A 19,571-nucleotide genomic window follows, 5' to 3' on the forward strand; every position below is an offset into this window, starting at 1 on the left:
GGAATTGTTGAAACAGTTGGTAAGGCAGGTAAGAAAAGTCTATCTAAGCCTTAACAGGTTGAAACTCGGTCAAGTGTTGACCGTTGGAAGTGTTTTTGAGGTGATTGAAATGGAACTAAAGGTTGATACAATTGTTAATCCGGCTCTGTTTGAAGATGAAGATACTGAGCTGGTGGAATTGGCGATCGCTCCTGAAGATGAGGATAAATACCCATTCGTGCGTCCCAGCAGTGCTCCTGCGGATTTGATGGACAGACCGGGGAGGGTTATTGAAGAATGGGAAAATATGGACTTCGACGAGCGAATTCAGGCTGACCCTACATATATCGATAGGGTCTAGGCGTAGGGGGACACATAGCAGAGGCATGGGGTGTTTGGTTCGATGGGGCGGCGGTAGCCGCCCTTTAAACGTTTAATATCTTTTAGTTTTGACCTATCCTTAATGGAAAACCCTTTATAATACAAAATATAATACAAGTACCATACAGTAAAGAATGAGCCCCTATCCCCTTAACAATCAACAGCAAGAGCAAATATACCACTGGCTAAACTCCCTTGTAGGGCCTGGTTCTGCTGCCTTCTACCGCGATGCCTGTCGCCTCATGGAAATGGAGTCGCCGTTAGAGTCCACAACACATTATGTAGCTCACTCATTGCGAGAAATTGAGAGTGCGTTACGCGATGTGTTAGAGCCATTAGCAAAACCTGTGGTAAGCAACCCCAATTTATCTAAGTGTCCAAGCTGCGGGGATAAATTTTCACAATCTAATCAGGCTCCTTCTCATAAAGATGAAATTAGTGCTATTTTGCAAGCACTGGGCATTCCTGAAACAGAGACAGTAGCTCAAACTTGGCTGAAGTTAGCAGGTAGACAAAATGAATATGGTTTGCATGGTCGCGCACATCGTAACGATCTTGGCCCGCCACGTCCACTTGATGAAAGATTCAAACAATTTTGGAGGGAAATTCAGATAGTATTGTATATTATCCTTGACAAATTTGAAACTCGCTATTCGAGAGTCTATATTCTTCTAAATGAGCTTTTATCCAAGCCTGAACCTACAAAAGATGATTTAAAAAACCTTCGCCTTAATGTTCCTAATAGCTTTGTAGCTATCAGCTACTTTTTTGAACGGTTGTCTTTCCCAGGATGGATCGACAAACTTCGGGACAAAGATTTTTTCAAAAGTCCACCTGAGCCAGAAGTTAATACAGATACAGGAAGGATTCTTTTTAGGCAATGGCCTCAGTCCCGCTACTTAGCACGGATGGCTTCTCAAGAACCAGCAAAAGTTCTAGATATTGCACTAGAGATTCTAAAAACAGGGACAAAAAATGCTTTCGTACACGAAGATTTGGCTGAAGGAGCCCTTGCAATGCTACCAGATTTGGCGACTCGTTGGGTAGAGCAAGAAATAGAATGGCTCAAAGAGCAGAACTATCTGTACTTTAGATTACCAGAAAAATTGGGTAAACTGATTGTTTATCTAGGAAACAATCACCAAATTAATGCAGCAGTCCGATTGGCTCACGAGCTTCTCAATGTACAGCAAAATCCTCAAAGCAATGGTTTGTTTCTAGGAATACGCAAGCGCTGCGATGACCGGAATTATCAAAAAATTCTTACAGAACACATACCACAATTAGTGGCAGTAGCAGCCAATGAAACATTGAAACTTCTCTGCAATTTACTAAATCATGCTATTGGCTTCTCCCAAATCCCTTGCCAGCCTGAAAATTTTGAAGATTACTCATATAAGTGGTATCCCAGTTTTGAAAGTAATCAGCAGAATATTCCGTATGACGTAAGGAACTTTTTAGCAACTGCGGTATGGGAGACTATAGAAAAGATTGCTCGAAATGCTTCAGAACAATTGCAGCCACTGCTGCAAGTTATTGAGGGCTATCATTGGCGAATTTTTAATCGTATCAGACTTAACCTACTTCGCCGCTTTCCTAACCAGTTTCCCGACATGATGGCACAAGCTTTAGCTGACAAACCGCGCTTGAATGAGCCGATACTTTACTGCCATGAATATGCACTTTTGCTCAGAGAGCGTTTTGCTGACATTGGTTCTGAAGTACAGGAGACAATTCTAAGTTGGATTGCAGAAGGGCCAACCAATCAATTAGAGGTTTGTGAAGAGGACACAACTGGTTACGTAAAACAATGGCAGCGAGACAGGCTAGGAATTTTAAGTGGTAGTCTTTCAAGCGAGTGGCAATTGCAATATGAGCAGTTGGTTACAGAACTTGGTTCTCCTGCGCCTTTAGAGGCTGTTAGAGGTACTGGGGTATGGCAAGGGCCTACCAGCCCAAAGTCTGCTGAAGAACTATCTTTCATGACTATTTCAGAGCTATTCGATTTTTTGAGGGAATGGGAACCTTCTGGAAGATTATTCACACCATCCCGTCCGGGTCTGTCGATGGAGCTTTCTAAAACTATTGCTCAAAATCCAGAATTTTTTGTAAGCGAAATCGAACAGTTCAAAGAAGTGGACTTGCAATATAGGAGCGGATTCTTAAATGGTCTGACTCATGCGTTGTCAACTCACGGACAACGGCAGGCATTCTCTTGGTTACAACCGCTTGAATTTTGCGCTTGGATACTAACACAAAAGTCAGAAATACTTGGAAGTCGAGACCAGGTTACAGATTGGCATCAGGGCTGGAATTACATCTGCGACGAAGTAGTGACGCTTATCAAAAGTGGTCTGCAACCAATAGGGGTAAATGAAATTCCTATTGAATTCTGCAATCTGGTTTGGACAATACTAGAGCAGCTGACTGAGGATCATTCCGTTACACCTGGTTTTGAGGCACACTATCGTTACTCAAATGCTACAAATGCTGAGACTGCTGTTAATACTGTTAGGGGCAAAGCAATGCACGCAGTTTTCCAATATGCTCTATGGATAAATCGGCATACAAAGGCAGATAAAAACCTAGAGGAGCAGGCAGAATTAAGCTTTGACAAAATTCCTGAAGTACGGGAAGTTTTTGAGCGCCATCTGAATCCAGCACACGATCCTTCCGTCACAATCCGCTCTGTTTACGGCGCAGGGTTTCCGCAGCTAATAAATCTCGATTCAAACTGGACTACTCGCAACTTGAATAGGATTTTTCCTAGAGACGAGGTTTTCCAAGATTTGTGGGATGCGACTTGGGAAGGTTACATTACTTCCTGGTATTATCCTAACTCTATAATCTTTGTAATTCTCAGAAAAGAGTACAACCATGCCATTGAGCAAATTGGTGCTGCTACTCCCGAATCGCAAAATCCCTCAAGAACGGATGAAGCTTTAGCTGAACACCTACGATATCTCTACTGGAATGGGGATTTAGAGCTTGGTGATTCTGATATGTTGCTAGAAAAATTCTTTGCAAAAGCTTCAGGCCAACATCATGAACAGTTCATGAGGCAGATTGGAGAGCAGCTACGTTATGGAAATTCTGAGGTAGAAGTTGATTTGCTCCAACGATTGAAAAGACTTTGGGAATGGCGTGTTAGCCAAGTCAAAAATGCAACAGCAAGTAACTTACAAGCATTAGATTTGAGATATTTTAGCTGGTGGTTCGCTTCAGGAAAGTTTGATAGCAATTGGGCTATCGCTCAACTAAAAGACGTTATCAGACTGGTTAAAGATATAGACTACGATGACCAGCTGCTAACTCATTTGGTTGCACTTGCTCCCTTAATGCCGCTCTCTGTAGTTGAGTGCTTGAGTTTGATGGCTGATGAACTCCGAAGCGAGGACTGGTCTTTTTCCTGTTATCAGGAGGACAGCCGCACTATTCTATTGACCGCTCTTCAAAGCGGACATGAGGCCAGTCATAGGTTGGCAGAGGATTTGATCAACCGTTTATTAGCTCGGGGAATAGCAGACTTTAGAGATTTGCTGACAAACATGGACAACTGAAATTATTTGAGCGACAGGCGATAAAGTTTTGAATCGTGATAGGGCTCATAGTAGATTCAATTGCTAAAGCTACATTTTTTTAAAGCTTAATATCAGGTTAACATGGTGTTATTGGTTCACTTGCGATCGCTTTTACCACCGCGCACACAGACTGCTGAGTAATGTAAAGCGATCGCGCCGTCCCACTCTCCAAATCAAAATAGGTGGCAAACCGCTTGAGATTGCCCGCAGCCATCCGGTACAAATAATCCGCCGCCTCAGCCGCCACTCGAACATTCACGCTCTCGCTCTGCACATTCAGCACTGCCATCTCAGCACAAGATAGATTATTTGTCAACTCTTCAGGTTTCGGTTTCAAAAGGTCAGGAGCCAGGAGCATCGGAGATGGCAGCCTAGCACATCCCAGCCCCCCAAAATGATAGAACTCCGGGTCAGTTTCCAAAGAACTGCCCAGCAAGATTTGTCCGGCTGCTGCATGATTTCCGCAATCGAGATACCACACGCGGGGAATTTCAGAACGGCTGTAAAATTGGTTTAACTCCAGAGCCTGATTAATTGCCGCTCTCCCGGCTGCTGTATCCACGCACCCCACCAGGATGGTCAGTTTGTCGTAGGCGTAGCGGATTAGCTTGGGGTCAAATACCTGCACGAAAGCCGTCGTGTCAACTCCCCAAGCGATAGAGTATCTCAACGCTAGAGCCTGCGCCTTGGGCAGTCCGATTTCCTTATCGCAGAAAGCTTGCCTGCTGATGTTGGCGAATTCAACTCGATCGGGATCTGCGATCGCAAATTGCACCTTTTTCCCCGACTTACCCAAACTCCGTGCCAGTCGCGCAATGTGATACGACAGCCAGGAACCAGTTCCTCCCGCCCCAATAAGCCAAAAATCTATCGAATCAGCTTGTCTGACAATCAGAGGCGAAGCTTCCAAATAATCATAATTAAACATGGGGTAAATCTCCAAATCTTGTTTACAATTCGATTGGGTCATCTAACAAAGATGGCGCAACAGAACTAGAGTAGAATTTAGAAATCAAATCGTCTTTTTTCCCGCCAACGGTGACATCTGCAATGAAACTCGGCAATTCAAATATCCAGTCAGCCGGAACGTGCCAGAATTGCCGATAAACTCCCACGCGGCAAATAATTTCAGCGCTCGATTCAGTCACTCTCCCTAAAACTACGAAAATGCGGAAGCCCCCTTCATCTGCATCATCTGCACCTGAGAAGAAAGCTGCCATCCGATTGTGCGAATGTACCTCTACAGTGGCGTTAATGTACGAAGAATCTAAACCGTATTCAATTGCTCTACATTTAGCAGAACTTTGCGTTTGCTCTGGAATTACGAGCCGCCATTGTCCTTGTTCCTGATGAATATGGAAAGTGATTTCTAACGGTGGTTCTGCAAGCGCGGCGATACAACTTTCTTTCCACATTTGGATGAGTATCTGCTGAGGGATTCGTCCGGGAGTTAATCGGACTAAAGGCTCAATCGGTTCTAACCCTCTGATTGACGCGGTAAAAATCTCCACCGGAATTATCACTTCTAACCCCAGTCTAACCGCTCTCACAAAGATGCCATTGCTGCCAATCAGATACTCGAACATACTGCTAGAGTGAAACGGCAGATTGTCTCCGAGTTTGACAATCTTATAATCGACAAATTCTAAGTTGTAGTGATTCTGTTTACGTGGTCCAATCATCAGTTATTGCTGAAACTAATTTGGCAATCGTTTGGTTCGTGCTGACTAAATCTTTAACTGGGTAAGATGAACGTTTAACTACTTTTTCGAGCTGCAAGCGCACGTCACTGGGTTGTGCCCTAGATTTGCCGTCACTCAAATGTCCGTTGAAGGGACTAGAGATGAACAATTCCCAAGCTTTTTTAATAGTATTGGGCGAAGCTACAGGCGGTTTATTATCTCCCCAGCAGATGCGTCCACAGGGTTGATAGGAATGCAAATAGACATTGGGCAGCGGAACGTGGAAAGCATCTGCTTCCGGGTCAAATTTAGAGCCTTTAATTGCCCAAACCCAGTAATCAGATTTCAACCCCAAGAACACCAATGCTGGTAAACAAACCAAGTGCTTTGATTCCAACAAATTTATTTCGTGTTTCTGAGGTAGCACGAATTTGATTGTCCATTCCCCGGCGCTGCCAGTTCCCCAACGTACTATCCCCGATTCAGGGTTTATCCAACCCGAATCAATGGGTGTATTGGCAAAAGCTGCTCGCAGAGTTGCTGGAGACAGGCATTTGTACTTGGAACTGTCCCCCGATTGATAGTGAAAAATGTAAGTACCGCCCTCAATAAAGAGAAGTTCGGCTTGAATAGTGGACAATTTTCGGGGGGCTACCTCCAGTACCTCTCGAATTATTTCAGATGCAATGTCAGATTCCATAATGCTAAGAGGTGTGAGAAATTGGTGTTAGGCTCAGATTCAATCCAGTCAATCAATTCGCAGGCTTTATCTAGTAGCTGACTAGCTTTTTTCCATTCACTTGCTAGGAATTTAATGTCTTCAATTGTCCAGGGTCTTGATTCAAAATTATGATTCCAGTAACTTTCACAGCAAACACTTTGGTCTAGCCAAATATTTCCTGTTTTTAAGTCAAGGAGTGCTAAGGCTGTAGGCAAATCGCTGATAGGAGGTGCAACGCGACGGGCTAATCTCTTGAGAAGTCTGAAGTTAGTTTTTTCGGGATGTGCAATGTCTTTCAAGCTGTATCCAAACGTACATTCGTACCACGATTCTCCTTCATCGCCTGCTACGGATTCCAACCACCACCGACCTGACTGCGAAAGCGGCAGTAATATCTGCCATCCGCTTCGCAATGCGTCAATTCCTTCTTCATGGTCTTGCCAGTCTACTCCTTTGGGTGAGACAGGAATTTGATAGAGGCGCTCTTCATAAGCGCCCTCTAAAATTATGTCGTCAATGGGAAATAAATGTTCGTTAACTAGCGAAATAAACTCCAATTCCTTCGGACTGTGATTTTCATCTTCCGAGTAAAGTTCCGATTCGCTTTTTTCCCATTCCAAAGGAAAAATTTGTTGATAAAGACTGAGTAGCTGATAGGTGTTCAGTTTATCTAACAAATAATCGGTTGCTGATTTAAAATCGATGATTGGTTGGCACTGCTGTAATATTTGCAGAGCGGATTTAGCATTCCAAATTGCAGCCATATTAAAACCCCATTGGAACTGCAGCAGCTACAGAGCGACTATTTAACAGTCGTTCCTTGGTTTGCTCAACTGCTCTCACGTCGTCTGTCCCTTTTGAAATAGCTAACTCAATAGCTTTTACCATTTCTTTCATAGTCGCGCTATCGAGTTCGCCAGAAAGCTCTAACCGTTGTAGTTTCCGGCACATAGATAGTGCTGGATTGACTTCCTCTGGTGCATTGATGAGGAATTCTAAAGGAGTCATTTTCATGGTTATTTTACTCCTTTAGAGCCGTTGCGTTTTGCTACTGTAATCAATTCTCCAGGTTTTCTAATGATGTCGGCGTTGGCGCAATCTGGGTAATAAGTTGTGAGCAATTTGCGGAGCTCGTTATCATCATTTGCTATTTCCTCATCAACAGGATGTTGTTGTCCCTCGAAGGAAATTAGCACTTTCTTTTTTGAAGTCATTTTTTTATCCCAAAAGTAGGTATGTTGTTCAAATCCCAAATAAGGTCAGTTGCGTTCCAGTAGTTTTAGACTCTGTAGAAGTTGTAGACGTAGTGGTGCTACTTGCTTCGCTTCCAGGTTTATTTGAGTTAGCGCTTCTTTTCTTTTGGTTGCGAGCATTAGCAATCTGTCGCCGCACTTGGCAATTGGGAAAATCTGCTACAAGTTCCTTCAGCAGTTCTTTGAGAGGTAGCGGTAATTCTCCCAATGATGACTCTCTTATCTTTTCGCTAACTGGAAAGTCCCTGTGACTACTTGCGGAAATAATTACAATTCGTCCGTCTGGATGGCCGTCATCTGGTTTAAATGTCAGGTGCAGTTCGACGGTACATTTCTCGAAGATATAAGGTTCTTCTTGATGTTCGGATTGTAAATTGTGGGATTCTTCAGTTTCAGAGACAGTATTTTCTTCATCTTCCTCTGCCAAATTATCATCATCTATTAATTCTGAATCGCTTGCAGAGGTTGATGATTTAGTAGCGACTGGTTTTTTAACTTTAGCTGGCGAGAGGAGACCTAGATAATGTTTTTTGGCTTGCCAGCGATCGCGGTCAAATAGCAGTCCAATTTTTTGGAATCTTTCCTCTATTGTTTCTTCATCTTCGGCTTGAATTGTATACTCAATTAACTCTTCGCTCGTTACCGATAAATTAGCAGCCGCGACTGCCTCTTCTGGTGTCAACCATTTCATTTTTGCTATGCTATTTAATAGCTTGTCATACTACTTATGGGCGTTAGCCCCCTTATTGGTATTAATTAAACTTATTCAAAGATCCACTTAATAATAGTAGCGGCTCATCTCCGTAGGCTTCTACTTCCAAGTAATCGGTCATTGCTTCAGCTACAGCGGCTCTTATAGAACCAAGGAGGACGAATAATCGCCCATCTTTTATGGGAAACGATATATCGAGGCGATTGTCTCCATCCTCAATTAAGATGGCAAGTTTACCTCGATAAATCCGGTAGGTAATGGTGTCAAATGTTGAAATGTCAAAGGAATGGTTGTTTTGTTTATTCATGGATTAAGCTGTCCTAAATTACTTCAAAAAAATGGTTTAGCAGATAGCGATATAACAACTATCTGCTGTTAGTTAAACCTCCCACGCTTGTTTGTCTGAAGATTTACCCCTAGCCGGCTCGTGCTTTCATCTTCTTGTTAGAACCATCAACGCCTTTAGCGATCGCCTTTTCTTTTCGCCTACTATTTTGTGTTATAGTTGAATGATTCTCCTGAGTATTTGGTGCTGCAGCACGATTAGAAATTACCTCAGTTGCAGAGGTCAGATTTGATGGTACTATTCCGTATTCAACTCTGAGTTTACGCTCAATTCGAGTGCCATCAACGGGAATGCCTTGTTTCCAATCCGCTACGATTTTGCGTTTGTTGGGTGTAACAACTAGCTTTTCTGTGCGGTACTCTGTTGGCAATTCACAAGGATTGATTAATACTTCGCAACTTGGCGGATTTTCCTTGAGTCGGATGTGACGCGAGCGCCCCACAATCTCTGTAGGAATTACTCCCATTGAGTGAAATTGTAGCAGGGTTTTATCTAGACTGTTGCGCCACCGTTCCAGTCGTTCAATTGCCTTATTATGCAGTTCTACTAAGTGTTTTAAGCGTGCTTTTACGGCACAAATTTCAGCATCTAGTTGGTCTGCTAGTTCGGCTTGAGTGTCAACAACAATTTCCTGGTCTGTCTGAATTTCCCAGAGTTGTTTGAGGATAGTTTCCTCTTCTTCGGGAGTTTCAGCAGTTTCCAATTGATTCCAGAGTTCGACTGCTTGTATCGAATATCTGGCTAACAAATCTTTGGCTAAATACATTAGTTACCACCTTCCGCAACAATGAAAATACTCATCAAAAGTTTCAATGCGAGCGAGTATGTCTAGCGTTCCTGGCGTGAGTTCGTCTTCCAAACTATGAGAGTCAATGCTTTCATCGCCTACTTCCAAAATTTCCGTCTCTGGGATAAGTTCTAGGGAGTCGGATTTGAAATCCACTCTTCCCAGCAAAGAAGTATTAGTGTAGGAAATGAGTGTATTTCTTGTGTCGTCAGCTTCACATTGTTGTAGGGACACGGTTGTGTAAAACCTCGTCTATGATTTCAAATTCAACAATGCTTAATAGTGCTTTCCATTTCGCGTAGAAGCCCTTAAGCTTTCTACTTTTTTCAAAGCAGGAACCCGCTGCTTGCGAGAAGGAAGTTTTTCTTCAGATACATCTGATAATTCTTCTGAAAAGTTATCTTCGTCGCCTTCAAGATCGTCGTTAGTGAAATCAGCATCGTTATCCTCATCCGCGTCATCCACTTCGCTTTCATCTGTCTGAACTTCTGGTTCTGGCGATGCAGCAGCAGGTGAGGCAGTTGAGGTAGCGATGATGTCATAGCCGAGTTCTAGGATTAGCGATCGCACGACGCTTTCCATCTGCTGTTCCGATAACCCAGGAGTCGTTCTTTTGAGTTCCTGCCGTTTCATCAACATCCACACTTCTAGAGTTTCTTCGGGCGTTGCAGTTTTCAATGCCAATTTGATTTTTCTTGTCAGTTTGTCCCGCGTGGATTTGAGACGGTCTGTGGCAATTTTTTGTGTATTATTGGGCTGATTTGTAGGCATAAGTAGTTGCGTACCAAATTATTATTTTCACCCCAATATCTGGGCGTTAGCCCATTTATAAGTGGATGACATCGGAAATTAGGTAGAGAAGTTTGTAATTCCTTGGCATGATGTGATACGACGCGCATATTTAATAGGTTAAAGGCTGAAAATACACATAGCCTGAGCTTATAGATCGCCTACAAAAAGCATAACCATGAGCCAAATAAGAGGCTTTTACCCAGTTATTCTTATCCCCGATTCCATTCGTCAGTTCTGCGCGGATAACCCGATACCTATTTTGGAAGAAGGTGCTTCTTCTACAAAAAAAATGCCTTTTCCGCCGCGACCGCCAGTTTCCAATAATTCTCGTTATTCTCTGGTAATTCAACTTTGGATAGCTAGTGTTGCGGTAGTAATGTTGGTTAACTGGCTGTTTGGCATGAGTGTTATGGCTTTTTGGTCGTCCCTGACGTGTTCGTCAGTGAGTGTAGTGGCGACTTTTTCCTATCTGCGGTTTGTTGATTTTCAAGTGCGCGATCGCTACAAGCAACTCCTGGCTGAGTATCAACAACAGTTAGTTGAATATGAAAGTTATCAATTGTGTAGCTTGCAATCAAAAGGCAAGGAAATGGAGCAATATAATTCTATGCTACAGGAGCGATATAAGCGGTTTTTCAGATTGTTGAAAAAAATTGTTCAACCGCCAGCAAGTCAGGGTAAGGCAGGAGCACAGCAAGGGGTAAGTGAAAAGCAGTTTTTTGTTTACTTATGTCGTTATTTCTCTGGGTTTTATGACTTCTGCATGGGTGGTGAGTTTCCTATACCCGGTACATCTTTTCGTTACACTGCTGACTTTATTCTGGTTCATCAACTAACAGGTTTAGCAATAGATATCGAGATTGATGAACCTTATGAGGGGCGAACGGGAAAGCCTCATCATTGTGTGGATAGGGGTAAAGATAGTCAGCGCAATCAGTTTTTATTAGAAAGAAATTGGGTGGTAATTCGGTTTTCTGAGTTGCAAGTTGTCAAATACCCTGATGCTTGCTGTAGAGTTATTGCTAGAGTTATTTTTCAAATCACAGGTGATTATAGAGGTTTAGTTCAGTTGGAAAATGTTGTTGATTTGCTTTCGCATAAGCAATGGACAGTTAAGGAAGCTACTTATATGGCTAAAAATAAATTTCGTAACTCTTACTTAAGAAGAAGCGGTTCTACCGAACCTAGTATGTAAGAAATCGCGGAAACGCTTATGTAGAGATAGTTTGCCTAAAAATTAATAAAAAGAAAACTATCATAAACTCAAACCCTTGCCCAATCACGCGATTGGCTGTTTCTAGCACACATCAAGCATAGCAAGTTCGGTAGAGCCGAAGAAGCTTACCAAATTGAATATCTTGTCCGTGAGTTGGAGTCGCCCAGAAAAGAGCATTAGTAATTACCTGGAGGACTTCTTAATGCGATAGCCCGTTCGTTCTTGTAGGTCGTTGTTTAGAAATTGATGTTCGGTTAATTTGAGTACGTCAACCTATATGACCTATTTTGCGATCGTGCCGATCCTCAATGCAGATTTCGCATTAAGCTTTGCCCGTAGTTGGATCGACGGCTGGAATCAACATGACATCGATGCTGTCCTGAGTCACTACGCGGATGACTTCGAGTTGGCTTCTCCTTTGATCCCATCGATTGCTGGAGAATCTAGCTGCACCGGAATGTTCCGCGATCGCATTGTATCCTTCAACGATCAGGCGATCGCCCAATTGAATCATGTTTGGTTTCACGTTACCTACTGATTCACAAGCAAAGACTTGACAGACTCAACCCAACTTACAGCGAGAGGCGCTCGCACTCATAAAAAATACCAGAAGCAAGAAACTCAGTGGCTTTAGCCCTGAGAGGAAAGCGAGACGCGGTTTTAACCGCCGGGAATCTTTCTTAATTCTTAACAATTTACGGGCGGGTAAATAGGGTGACAGTGTTAAGATTACTGTTTTGAGTCCATAATGGGGGTAATAAGTGCTTTCAAGTGATGTTTGAGGTACTGTTGTCAATGTCGGGAACTTCAGAGGTTTGAACTCTACCGCTATGGAAATCAAACGAGTCATCTTAAATAACATTGGGCTATTTGAAAACCTGACAATTCCCTTAGCGCCCACGGAGCAAAACCCCAGCAACATTACCGTCTTTGTGGGTAATAACGGGGCTGGTAAAACCTCTGTGTTGAAAGCCTTAGCTATTTCCATTAGTTGGTTTATTGCCCGTTTACGTACAGAAAAAGGGAGTGGAAATCCTATCCCCGAAGATCACATACTCAATGCCGCCAACGCTGCCAGTATTGAAATAGAAATTTGTGATTCTTTTGGGGTATCAGACAATTCTAACCAAAACGAGAGCGAGCATCACTTCAAGTGGACTTTAGCAAAAAGCAGACAAGGACGTAAATCCCAATACACCAGCAACCTCTACGACTGCACTCGCTTAGCCGACCGTTATCGTGATGCCCTCACCCATGATTACAAAACTAGCCTTCCCCTAGTAGCGTTTTACCCTGTCGAGCGTGTCGTACTCGATATTCCACTAAAAATTAGGACTAAGCACGTCTTTTTGCAATTAGACGGTTACGATAATTCCTTAAGTCAGGGTGTTGACTTTCGCCGCTTTTTTGAGTGGTTTCGGGAACGCGAAGATACCGAAAATGAATCAGGAATTCCTAGAGATGTTCTGAACCAACTAAGACCACTAGCTGAAACTAATCAAGACGTATGGCGATGGTTAAACGAACGCAATGCCTCGGCTAAAGATCGGCAATTAACCGCAGTTCGTACCGCCATTCGCCAATTTATGCCCCATATGGACAACCTTAGAGTCCATCGTAAACCTCGCCTCTACATGGCGATTGACAAAAATGGGAAAACCCTAAACGTAGCCCAACTTTCACAAGGCGAAAAATCCCTTATGGCTCTTGTTGGTGATATTGCCCGCCGTCTAGCCATGCTGAATCCTGCCCTAGAAAATCCTCTAGAAGGTGACGGTATCCTCTTGATTGATGAAGTTGATTTGCACCTGCATCCCTCTTGGCAACGCAGCCTGTGCGATCGCCTAATCGAGACTTTCCCAAATTGTCAGTTTGTCCTGACTACTCATTCACCTCTAGTGATCAGCGACTGTAAAAATGTTTTGGTTTACACTTTAGCCAATGGTGAATTGCGACAATTGCCGTCTCAGTATGGGCAAGATGCTAATACTGTCTTATTAGATGTCATGGATACCAGCATCCGTAATGAGAAAATCAATGCTGAATTGAACGATCTGCTGGATGCTATACAAGATTCAAACCTAAGCAAGGCTCAAGAACTACTTGCAGAATTAACTGAGGAATTACCTGCCAATCATCTCGAATTGGTCAAAGCTAAACTACTTCTCCGTAAACAAGAATTGCGTCATGCGAACCATTAGAAAAGAGGCAGAACCGCCTTGTTTGGCAGCCTGGAAACGAACAAACCCTCATAAACGCTACAACGAGTTAACTGAAGATATCCGACGAATTATTCGACAACATATCCTAGAAGAACAATTTTATCTTTGTGCTTATTGCTGCCAGCAAATCCCAAACATTGATGCTTGCCATAATGAGCATATAGAAGCTCAAAAGCTGAATCCTGGACGCACGCTCGACTTTTCAAATATTGTCGCTAGTTGTAATACCCCCAGTCAATGCGGGTATGCTCATAAATCTCAGTACCTACCCCTAACTCCTCTGATGACAGAATGTGAAACAGAACTTCGATTCAAAATTAGTGGTCGGGTTGAAGGGTTAAGCAAGCAAGCAAGGGTGACAATTCAAGTCTTAAACCTGGGCGATCATGAGAGAAATAACCGTTCCCTGATCGAAAAACGTAGGCAATTGTCTAATACCTTGTTATGGACAAACGGTATAGATCCCAATGAAGATTTAGAGGATGAAGAACTGTTAAGGATGTTAATCAGTGACCTATCACAACCCCAACAGGGTAAGATGGAACCTTTTACCCCAGTGGTAATTAATATCTTGAGAAGTTGGCTTCAATCTTGAAAGCAACTCTTTAAATGGTTATGAATTCAGTGCTGAATCGCAAACAAAAGCCGACACATAACAAGATCGTCCATGAGTCTGATCCCCAAAAGGTTCTCTGTTGTGACTTTGAGGTTGTCTGCGGCGGGTGATCGGCATCGTTAGACCGCTATGGATGCGACATAAGCTACAGGTTGTAATCAATAAACCTTATTTATCAGAGTTTCTAATTGAAACTGCTAGAGATTGCAGGTACGACCAATATTTGGAGAGTAAAGTGCAATCACTATATTCACAGTTTGAAATCTAATTGTGCGATCACATTCCATAGTATCGCTGCACTCAGCCAAAACTTGGCGGTAGCTTTTGACAATGTTTTGATAGACATTAATTAAGAGTACAATTCCAACTCGTCAGCCCCAGTCTTTTGAGTTCTGCAACCATTAACGGATACGCTTCTAAATTCGGGTCACTCTTAACAATTGCTACTGCCATTTCACGAGCTAAATTCAGCAAATCCTCATCATCTAGTATATTCGCCAAAGCAAATTCTGAGATTCCCGACTGGCGATAGCCCATCACAACTCCCGGCCCGCGCAGCCGCAAATCCATCTCCGAAATAAAGAACCCGTCAGTGGATTTTTCCAACACCTCAAGACGTGCCTTGGCTTCTGCTGTTTTACTGGTATTTAGCAGCAGACAATAGGAACGGTGCGAACCCCGACCGACGCGACCTCTTAACTGGTGCAGTTGAGCCAAGCCAAAGCGATCGGCATGGTCGATTAAAATAACTGTAGCATTTGGAACATCCACGCCCACTTCAACCACAGTGGTGGAAACGAGTATCTGGGTTTTGTTGTCGCGGAATGATTTGAGCGCTTCATCTTTCTCGGCTGATGTCATCCGACCGTGCAGCAATCCTACGCTAAATTCGGGGAAGATTTCTGTTGAGAGTCGATCGTATTCTGCTACCGCTGCTCTTAAATCTAGCTTTTCCGATTCTTCCACTAAGGGAAGGATGATGTACGCTTGACGACCTCGAAGTACCTCAAGGCGGATTAAATCGTATGCTGAAGCGCTTTTATTAAGCACTTTCGTGTGAATTTTCTGACGACCGGGCGGTAACTCGTCAATCTGACTGACATCCAAATCCCCGTGCAAGGTCAGTGCTAAAGTACGCGGAATAGGAGTCGCGGTCATCGTCAGAACGTGAGGTCTGTTTCCCTTGTTCAGTAAATCCTGCCGCTGCTGCACGCCGAATCTGTGCTGTTCATCGATGACTACCAGACCGAGTTTGTTGAAGTTGACCTTCTCTTGCAGAAGCGCGTGAGTTCCTACCAATAGTGAAAGTTCACCCGTCTCTAATTGGGCGTGGATTTCTCTGCGCTTGGCGGTTTTGGTAGAACCCGTCAGCAATGCAACAGAAACGCCAAGGCGTTCAAACCACGCCGCAATCTTCCTGTGATGCTCTTGGGCTAGCACTTCTGTAGGTGCCATAAGTGCCGCTTGGTAGCCAGACTGGATGGCAGCGAGGATAGCAACGACAGCAACAACTGTTTTACCAGAACCGACATCCCCCTGTACCAGTCGGTTCATCGGCGTTTTGGAAGTCATGTCGTTGAGAATGTCGTTAATCACCCTACGTTGAGCTGAGGTAAGCGAGAAGGGAAGTTGAGAGTAAAACTGTTGGATTAGAGGGCCAGCAGGAGTTATTTTTGTAAGAGCCGATCGCGCCAAAAGTCGGTGGCGACGCACGAGAAACGATAGCTGGAGATAGAAAAACTCATCAAATACCAGGCGACGGCGGGCAGCTTCTAGTTGGGTTTCATCTGGGGGCTGGTGGATGTTTGCGATCGCCTTCTGTAATTCCATCAAAGCATGTTGTCGTCTGAACTCCTGTGGCAGGGGGTCATTTAGCAGCTTGGCAGATTCCAAAGCTGAGGTTACTGCATTTTGGACAATTTCATTGCTAACTCCCTTTGTCAAAGGATAAATTGGGATAATTGAATTTTTCGTATTTTTGGCTTCGTCTAGACCGATTAATCGGATTTCAGGGGAAGTTAATGTCATTCCGCAATAGCGATCGGCTTTGACTATCCCAGATATAGCAACAATGCCTCCAGCAACATAGGTGGCGGCTTGCTCGTTCCTCCACTTTTTTGATTGGTAGTACGGGTGGTTGAAGAAACGCTTGCAGGCTATTTTCCCGGTTCTGTCCTTGACAATAATAGTCTGAATTGTTAGCCGGGTATTTTTAGGCGGACTGACTACTTCGTGATTTTGAATCTTACCTACAAGCGTGACTGAATCGCCTACTTTCAACTGATAAATTTTTACTCGTCGATATTTGATGTAATCACGCGGAAAGTAGAGCAGTAAGTCTCGTACCGTTGCAATTCCCAGCCTTTCTAGAATTTTGTAATTGCTTCGGCTTAACCCTGGCCGATCGCAAATGGGTGAATGCAGTTTCATGATGATAGTTGGGAATTTCTCAAATTCAAATTTTTGTTAGTAAGCAATTCATAATGCTGCGCTAGCAGCCACTTCACCAATGGCAAATCGCTGAATTTAATTGGGAGATACACTGCTTTTAGTCCTTCCATTACTTCTAACAAAGCAGAGTTCCATTCTCGCTGGTTGCACGAAGATTTAGGGCGCAGTCGAGAGAAGTAAGTGACGTAGATTCATAATTTTAAGGTGGCGCTTCCACTCTTTCACACTACTGATAATAGAGTCTGAGTCACGGCTTGGACAAGCCGGTTTGGAAAAAGCTCTTTTCCAAATAGCATATTGTTTGGTTTTTAGGTGGGTTGCAACGACGGTTTTACTGCTCAAACAAGTCGAAAAGGGCGTCGTAAAAATAAGCAATTTGTTTATCGCCCAACTTCAGTCATCGTTTCCTGGCCCCATGAAAGCTGCGTAAAATACTAATAGTGAGCTTTGATTAATCCAAAATTACGCCAAAATTGTGATCGATTGCTTCATCACGATCGTTAAAACCATTTTCTGTTTCTTGCTCTTGAGATGCTAAGATTGCGTTCCAGCCGGCAAAGCCTGGATTGATTCGCTTTGATTGGGGGAATGTTTCAATAAGTTCTTTTGACAGTCGATCGCCATCTCGATCTCCTTTGAAGCCGGCTACTATAGTTTCTACTTCCTTAAGAAAGTCGGTTGGCAGCGAAGAAACCGCATCAATGCTTAAGTATAAAGTCGGTCTCTTATTGAAATCTGGATCTAAGGCAATTACAGACAGGAGTTCTACCGGGTTGCTGGCAATAATGGCTCTTTGAATATTGTTTTGAACCGCTATCCAGAAAACTCCCTTTTCACTGTTGTCGCCTCCTTGATATGAGCCTTCCCCATGACTGTCAATGGAAAATTTTCCATTGGCGTCTAAGGTGCAGGTTCCTCTGTACTCTCCTGCAAGAGTGCGGAGTTGGAATACAGGGCGGTTCAGGCTGTCTGCGTCTATCCATCCCCTGTCGTGTAGCAGGTCGATTAATTCGACTGGAAGAGAAGCATTTTCTATTAAATTGCTTCGTACAGACTCCCAGTTAAGTGAGTCGAACCCCGATGTTTCGCGATCGTTGGGCGAGTCGGGTTTGCCTACATCTTCTGACTCAGAGATTAAAGAATCTTTGTCGGTTTCTGAGGAAGTCCCTGTGCTGCTTCCTTCTCGCTCTGGCCTGTCAATGTTAGAGTAGCTTTGCCAGTATATTGGTGAAGAATTGCTCTCGATGCTGCTGTTCCTCATTTCGCCGCAGTCATCAGCATCACTATCAGTGTTCGCGTCGCTATTTGGTTTAGAGTTTTCTGTTTCCAAAATTTCGTTCAATTCTCGCTCTTGCAATGGGGGAATGGCTTCCACATTTATGTCAGTATTAGCAGAGTAAGTGACTCCTCTGTATTTTTGCAGCCCCTTGAAGGTGTAAGCTTTGCCTAAATGAGTGCCGCTAAAAGCAATATTGCCTAATTTGTAGCTAATGCCTAATTCGCCTGCAGGGGTAGGTTCTATTTTTACACTAATGCCTTGTTCAACGAGTCGGTCAATCAAAAGAGCGAGCGCGGGACTGTCAGTGGTTGCTCTATCTAGTGCTGTTTGCAGTTGTTCCCGCGTGCTGATTTCCCCCGTTCTTGCTAACCGTCGGTGTTCGCCAGTCGTGGGAGAACGGCGTTCTTTATCAAAACTGCGGGAAGCTGGTGTCAAGTCGTACTTTTCTTCCAATTCTTGAATCAATTTTTCGCTGCGTAGATAGTTCCAGCTATCTGAGACGCAAGTTCCTCGTTCATCCAATTTGATACGGCTGGCTGCAATGTGAATGTGGTCGTGGTCGCGGTCGGTATGGCGGATGATAGCAAATAGGTTTTTATCCAGTCCCATTCCTTCTAGGTAATCTAGAGCGATCGCCCGCCATTTGGCATCAGGGATATACTCGCCATCCGGCACGCTTAAGGTCGCATGGTAAACTGGTTTTTCAACTCTAGGGTTGAGTTGTTTGGAGAACAGAAACTCAGCAGCTAATTCCTGGACATTTTCTCCTACCATATTTCCTCCAATCAGTGAAGCTCCTTCTTTGGAGAAGAGGTAATTGAGCAATGGGGTAAAACTTTTACCGATTTTCTGCTTGCCAATCATTATTTACTAAACTTAAAACTTGTGTAGTAAAAAAGTGATGATTTGTGGATGTTTTTATTAAAAGTTTTCGCTAGGAGCTTCTAAATTTTCCTCAATATCGCTTAAATTCATTAGAAGTGGTACGTTCATTTGCTGTTGCTGTACTTGCTTGAGCAGTGCCAAAGTTTGCTCAATCAGATCCTCAAAGTTGGCTGGCTGTGTAATTTTTTCCCCCATCCATAATGCTTGTTCTGTAGCAAGGGCAATCGGTTTGAGGCGGAGGTTAAGTTCGGCTAATTTTTGGCACAAAGCTGGTTGATGTTGTTGTTTAAAAGTGTGGTATCGGAACAGACTGCTGATGCTCACCTGGAGATTTTTAGCCATTGTCTCAGCAAGTTGAAGTTCTTCTGGCGTTAGGTATACGGCTATTCTTTTGATTCGTTTGGATCTCGACATGGCTAGTTTGCTCGCTATTTGGTGTTGGGTAACGAACTTTATCCTTCGGCTGCGATCGGGTAGCGTGCGCTTCCGGGCAATCGCGCCTCAGCCACTTGCCGCTCGCTTGTTGCCTGGAGGGGCTTTAAGGCATGGCAACTCGATGTCAGTCTTTCCAATGGAAAATTTTCCCTTGCCACTAGAGCGCCAGTCCAGTAAAAAAGGTTGACAAAAAGCAGGAAGTATGATGGGCTAGAAAAACTAGCCCAGTAAGT

Annotated in this window: 21 protein-coding genes; 6 read left to right on the forward strand and 15 right to left on the reverse strand. The window is 43.6% G+C overall.

The features are described 5' to 3' along the window. Positions 1-109: 109 nt before the first annotated feature. Positions 110-340, forward strand: a complete 231-nt coding sequence (locus tag QUB61_RS22095) for a hypothetical protein (RefSeq protein WP_333132173.1) — start codon at positions 110-112, stop codon at positions 338-340. Positions 341-653: 313 nt separating this feature from the next. Beyond that, on the forward strand, positions 654-3,920 hold the full coding sequence (locus QUB61_RS22100; protein WP_333132174.1) for a hypothetical protein: 3,267 nt from the start codon (positions 654-656) through the stop codon (positions 3,918-3,920). Between the two features lie 97 nt (positions 3,921-4,017). Here the strand turns inward: QUB61_RS22100 and QUB61_RS22105 are convergent, their stop codons facing one another. The 11 genes from QUB61_RS22105 to QUB61_RS22155 form a co-directional block, all read right to left on the reverse strand. Continuing rightward, positions 4,018-4,869, reverse strand: a complete 852-nt coding sequence (locus tag QUB61_RS22105) for a ThiF family adenylyltransferase (RefSeq protein WP_333132175.1) — start codon at positions 4,867-4,869, stop codon at positions 4,018-4,020. A gap of 22 nt (positions 4,870-4,891) precedes the next feature. Further along, the gene (locus tag QUB61_RS22110) at positions 4,892-5,623 is read right to left on the reverse strand and encodes a hypothetical protein (RefSeq protein WP_333132176.1); all 732 of its coding nucleotides are present in this window, start codon (positions 5,621-5,623) and stop codon (positions 4,892-4,894) included. Beyond that, entirely contained in the window at positions 5,607-6,323 is a 717-nt protein-coding gene (locus QUB61_RS22115; RefSeq protein ID WP_333132177.1) for a hypothetical protein, read from the reverse strand. Before QUB61_RS22115 ends, QUB61_RS22110 begins: the two co-directional genes overlap by 17 nt. Further along, positions 6,296-7,108 (reverse strand): hypothetical protein, encoded by an 813-nt coding sequence (locus QUB61_RS22120; RefSeq protein WP_333132178.1) that lies wholly within the window; start codon positions 7,106-7,108, stop codon positions 6,296-6,298. The genes QUB61_RS22115 and QUB61_RS22120 overlap by 28 nt, the downstream gene beginning before the upstream one ends. Before the next feature lies 1 nt (position 7,109). Next, positions 7,110-7,358, reverse strand: a complete 249-nt coding sequence (locus QUB61_RS22125; protein WP_333132179.1) for a hypothetical protein — start codon at positions 7,356-7,358, stop codon at positions 7,110-7,112. 2 nt (positions 7,359-7,360) lie between these two features. Next, positions 7,361-7,558 (reverse strand): hypothetical protein, encoded by a 198-nt coding sequence (locus QUB61_RS22130; RefSeq protein WP_015211755.1) that lies wholly within the window; start codon positions 7,556-7,558, stop codon positions 7,361-7,363. Between the two features lie 28 nt (positions 7,559-7,586). Continuing rightward, positions 7,587-8,288, reverse strand: a complete 702-nt coding sequence (locus QUB61_RS22135; RefSeq protein ID WP_333132180.1) for a hypothetical protein — start codon at positions 8,286-8,288, stop codon at positions 7,587-7,589. Between the two features lie 61 nt (positions 8,289-8,349). Further along, positions 8,350-8,616, reverse strand: coding sequence for a hypothetical protein (locus QUB61_RS22140; protein WP_333132181.1), 267 nt, complete (start codon positions 8,614-8,616; stop codon positions 8,350-8,352). A gap of 109 nt (positions 8,617-8,725) precedes the next feature. Then, positions 8,726-9,421: a siphovirus Gp157 family protein gene (locus QUB61_RS22145; RefSeq protein ID WP_333132182.1), complete on the reverse strand. Its 696-nt coding sequence runs from the start codon at positions 9,419-9,421 to the stop codon at positions 8,726-8,728. 3 nt (positions 9,422-9,424) lie between these two features. Continuing rightward, positions 9,425-9,676: a hypothetical protein gene (locus QUB61_RS22150; RefSeq protein WP_333132183.1), complete on the reverse strand. Its 252-nt coding sequence runs from the start codon at positions 9,674-9,676 to the stop codon at positions 9,425-9,427. Between the two features lie 42 nt (positions 9,677-9,718). Then, a complete protein-coding gene (locus tag QUB61_RS22155) occupies positions 9,719-10,213 on the reverse strand; it encodes a hypothetical protein (protein WP_333132184.1) in 495 nt (164 codons plus the stop codon). Between the two features lie 196 nt (positions 10,214-10,409). Here QUB61_RS22155 and QUB61_RS22160 point away from each other — a divergent pair, with 196 nt between their 5' ends. The 4 genes from QUB61_RS22160 to QUB61_RS22175 all read left to right on the forward strand — a co-directional run bounded on the left by QUB61_RS22160 (position 10,410) and on the right by QUB61_RS22175 (position 14,267). Next, positions 10,410-11,429, forward strand: coding sequence for a hypothetical protein (locus QUB61_RS22160; RefSeq protein ID WP_333132185.1), 1,020 nt, complete (start codon positions 10,410-10,412; stop codon positions 11,427-11,429). Between the two features lie 298 nt (positions 11,430-11,727). Beyond that, positions 11,728-11,988: a nuclear transport factor 2 family protein gene (locus QUB61_RS22165; RefSeq protein ID WP_333132186.1), complete on the forward strand. Its 261-nt coding sequence runs from the start codon at positions 11,728-11,730 to the stop codon at positions 11,986-11,988. Positions 11,989-12,280: 292 nt separating this feature from the next. Continuing rightward, on the forward strand, positions 12,281-13,651 hold the full coding sequence (locus QUB61_RS22170; RefSeq protein ID WP_333132187.1) for an AAA family ATPase: 1,371 nt from the start codon (positions 12,281-12,283) through the stop codon (positions 13,649-13,651). Further along, positions 13,638-14,267, forward strand: a complete 630-nt coding sequence (locus QUB61_RS22175) for a TIGR02646 family protein (protein ID WP_333132188.1) — start codon at positions 13,638-13,640, stop codon at positions 14,265-14,267. Before QUB61_RS22170 ends, QUB61_RS22175 begins: the two co-directional genes overlap by 14 nt. A 366-nt stretch (positions 14,268-14,633) precedes the next feature. Here the strand turns inward: QUB61_RS22175 and recG are convergent, their stop codons facing one another. From recG to QUB61_RS22195, 4 genes are all read right to left on the reverse strand, one after another. After that, positions 14,634-16,718, reverse strand: coding sequence for an ATP-dependent DNA helicase RecG (recG, locus tag QUB61_RS22180; protein ID WP_333132189.1), 2,085 nt, complete (start codon positions 16,716-16,718; stop codon positions 14,634-14,636). 472 nt (positions 16,719-17,190) lie between these two features. Beyond that, positions 17,191-18,882, reverse strand: a complete 1,692-nt coding sequence (locus QUB61_RS22185; protein WP_333132190.1) for a relaxase/mobilization nuclease domain-containing protein — start codon at positions 18,880-18,882, stop codon at positions 17,191-17,193. Between the two features lie 57 nt (positions 18,883-18,939). Beyond that, positions 18,940-19,317, reverse strand: coding sequence for a hypothetical protein (locus tag QUB61_RS22190; protein WP_015211765.1), 378 nt, complete (start codon positions 19,315-19,317; stop codon positions 18,940-18,942). Positions 19,318-19,355: 38 nt separating this feature from the next. Next, on the reverse strand, positions 19,356-19,571 hold a 216-nt coding region (locus QUB61_RS22195; RefSeq protein WP_333132191.1), incomplete at its 5' end, for a hypothetical protein.

Source organism: Microcoleus sp. C2D2 (genome assembly GCF_036702495.1).
In the GTDB taxonomy this organism is placed as follows: domain Bacteria; phylum Cyanobacteriota; class Cyanobacteriia; order Cyanobacteriales; family Microcoleaceae; genus Microcoleus.

What these genes read in the sequence shown, in the direction of transcription:
- QUB61_RS22160 (WP_333132185.1), top strand. Translation starts at nt 10,410, where the DNA reads ATGAGCCAAATAAGAGGCTTTTACCCAGTTATTCTTATCCCCGATTCC.
- QUB61_RS22110 (WP_333132176.1), bottom strand. Translation starts at nt 5,623, where the DNA reads ATGATTGGACCACGTAAACAGAATCACTACAACTTAGAATTTGTCGAT.
- QUB61_RS22125 (WP_333132179.1), bottom strand. Translation starts at nt 7,358, where the DNA reads ATGAAAATGACTCCTTTAGAATTCCTCATCAATGCACCAGAGGAAGTC.
- QUB61_RS22140 (WP_333132181.1), bottom strand. Translation starts at nt 8,616, where the DNA reads ATGAATAAACAAAACAACCATTCCTTTGACATTTCAACATTTGACACC.
- QUB61_RS22190 (WP_015211765.1), bottom strand. Translation starts at nt 19,317, where the DNA reads ATGTCGAGATCCAAACGAATCAAAAGAATAGCCGTATACCTAACGCCA.
- QUB61_RS22135 (WP_333132180.1), bottom strand. Translation starts at nt 8,288, where the DNA reads ATGAAATGGTTGACACCAGAAGAGGCAGTCGCGGCTGCTAATTTATCG.
- QUB61_RS22095 (WP_333132173.1), top strand. Translation starts at nt 110, where the DNA reads ATGGAACTAAAGGTTGATACAATTGTTAATCCGGCTCTGTTTGAAGAT.
- QUB61_RS22165 (WP_333132186.1), top strand. Translation starts at nt 11,728, where the DNA reads ATGACCTATTTTGCGATCGTGCCGATCCTCAATGCAGATTTCGCATTA.
- QUB61_RS22105 (WP_333132175.1), bottom strand. Translation starts at nt 4,869, where the DNA reads ATGTTTAATTATGATTATTTGGAAGCTTCGCCTCTGATTGTCAGACAA.
- QUB61_RS22120 (WP_333132178.1), bottom strand. Translation starts at nt 7,108, where the DNA reads ATGGCTGCAATTTGGAATGCTAAATCCGCTCTGCAAATATTACAGCAG.
- QUB61_RS22185 (WP_333132190.1), bottom strand. Translation starts at nt 18,882, where the DNA reads ATGATTGGCAAGCAGAAAATCGGTAAAAGTTTTACCCCATTGCTCAAT.
- QUB61_RS22170 (WP_333132187.1), top strand. Translation starts at nt 12,281, where the DNA reads ATGGAAATCAAACGAGTCATCTTAAATAACATTGGGCTATTTGAAAAC.
- QUB61_RS22130 (WP_015211755.1), bottom strand. Translation starts at nt 7,558, where the DNA reads ATGACTTCAAAAAAGAAAGTGCTAATTTCCTTCGAGGGACAACAACAT.
- recG (WP_333132189.1), bottom strand. Translation starts at nt 16,718, where the DNA reads ATGAAACTGCATTCACCCATTTGCGATCGGCCAGGGTTAAGCCGAAGC.
- QUB61_RS22145 (WP_333132182.1), bottom strand. Translation starts at nt 9,421, where the DNA reads ATGTATTTAGCCAAAGATTTGTTAGCCAGATATTCGATACAAGCAGTC.
- QUB61_RS22175 (WP_333132188.1), top strand. Translation starts at nt 13,638, where the DNA reads ATGCGAACCATTAGAAAAGAGGCAGAACCGCCTTGTTTGGCAGCCTGG.
- QUB61_RS22155 (WP_333132184.1), bottom strand. Translation starts at nt 10,213, where the DNA reads ATGCCTACAAATCAGCCCAATAATACACAAAAAATTGCCACAGACCGT.
- QUB61_RS22115 (WP_333132177.1), bottom strand. Translation starts at nt 6,323, where the DNA reads ATGGAATCTGACATTGCATCTGAAATAATTCGAGAGGTACTGGAGGTA.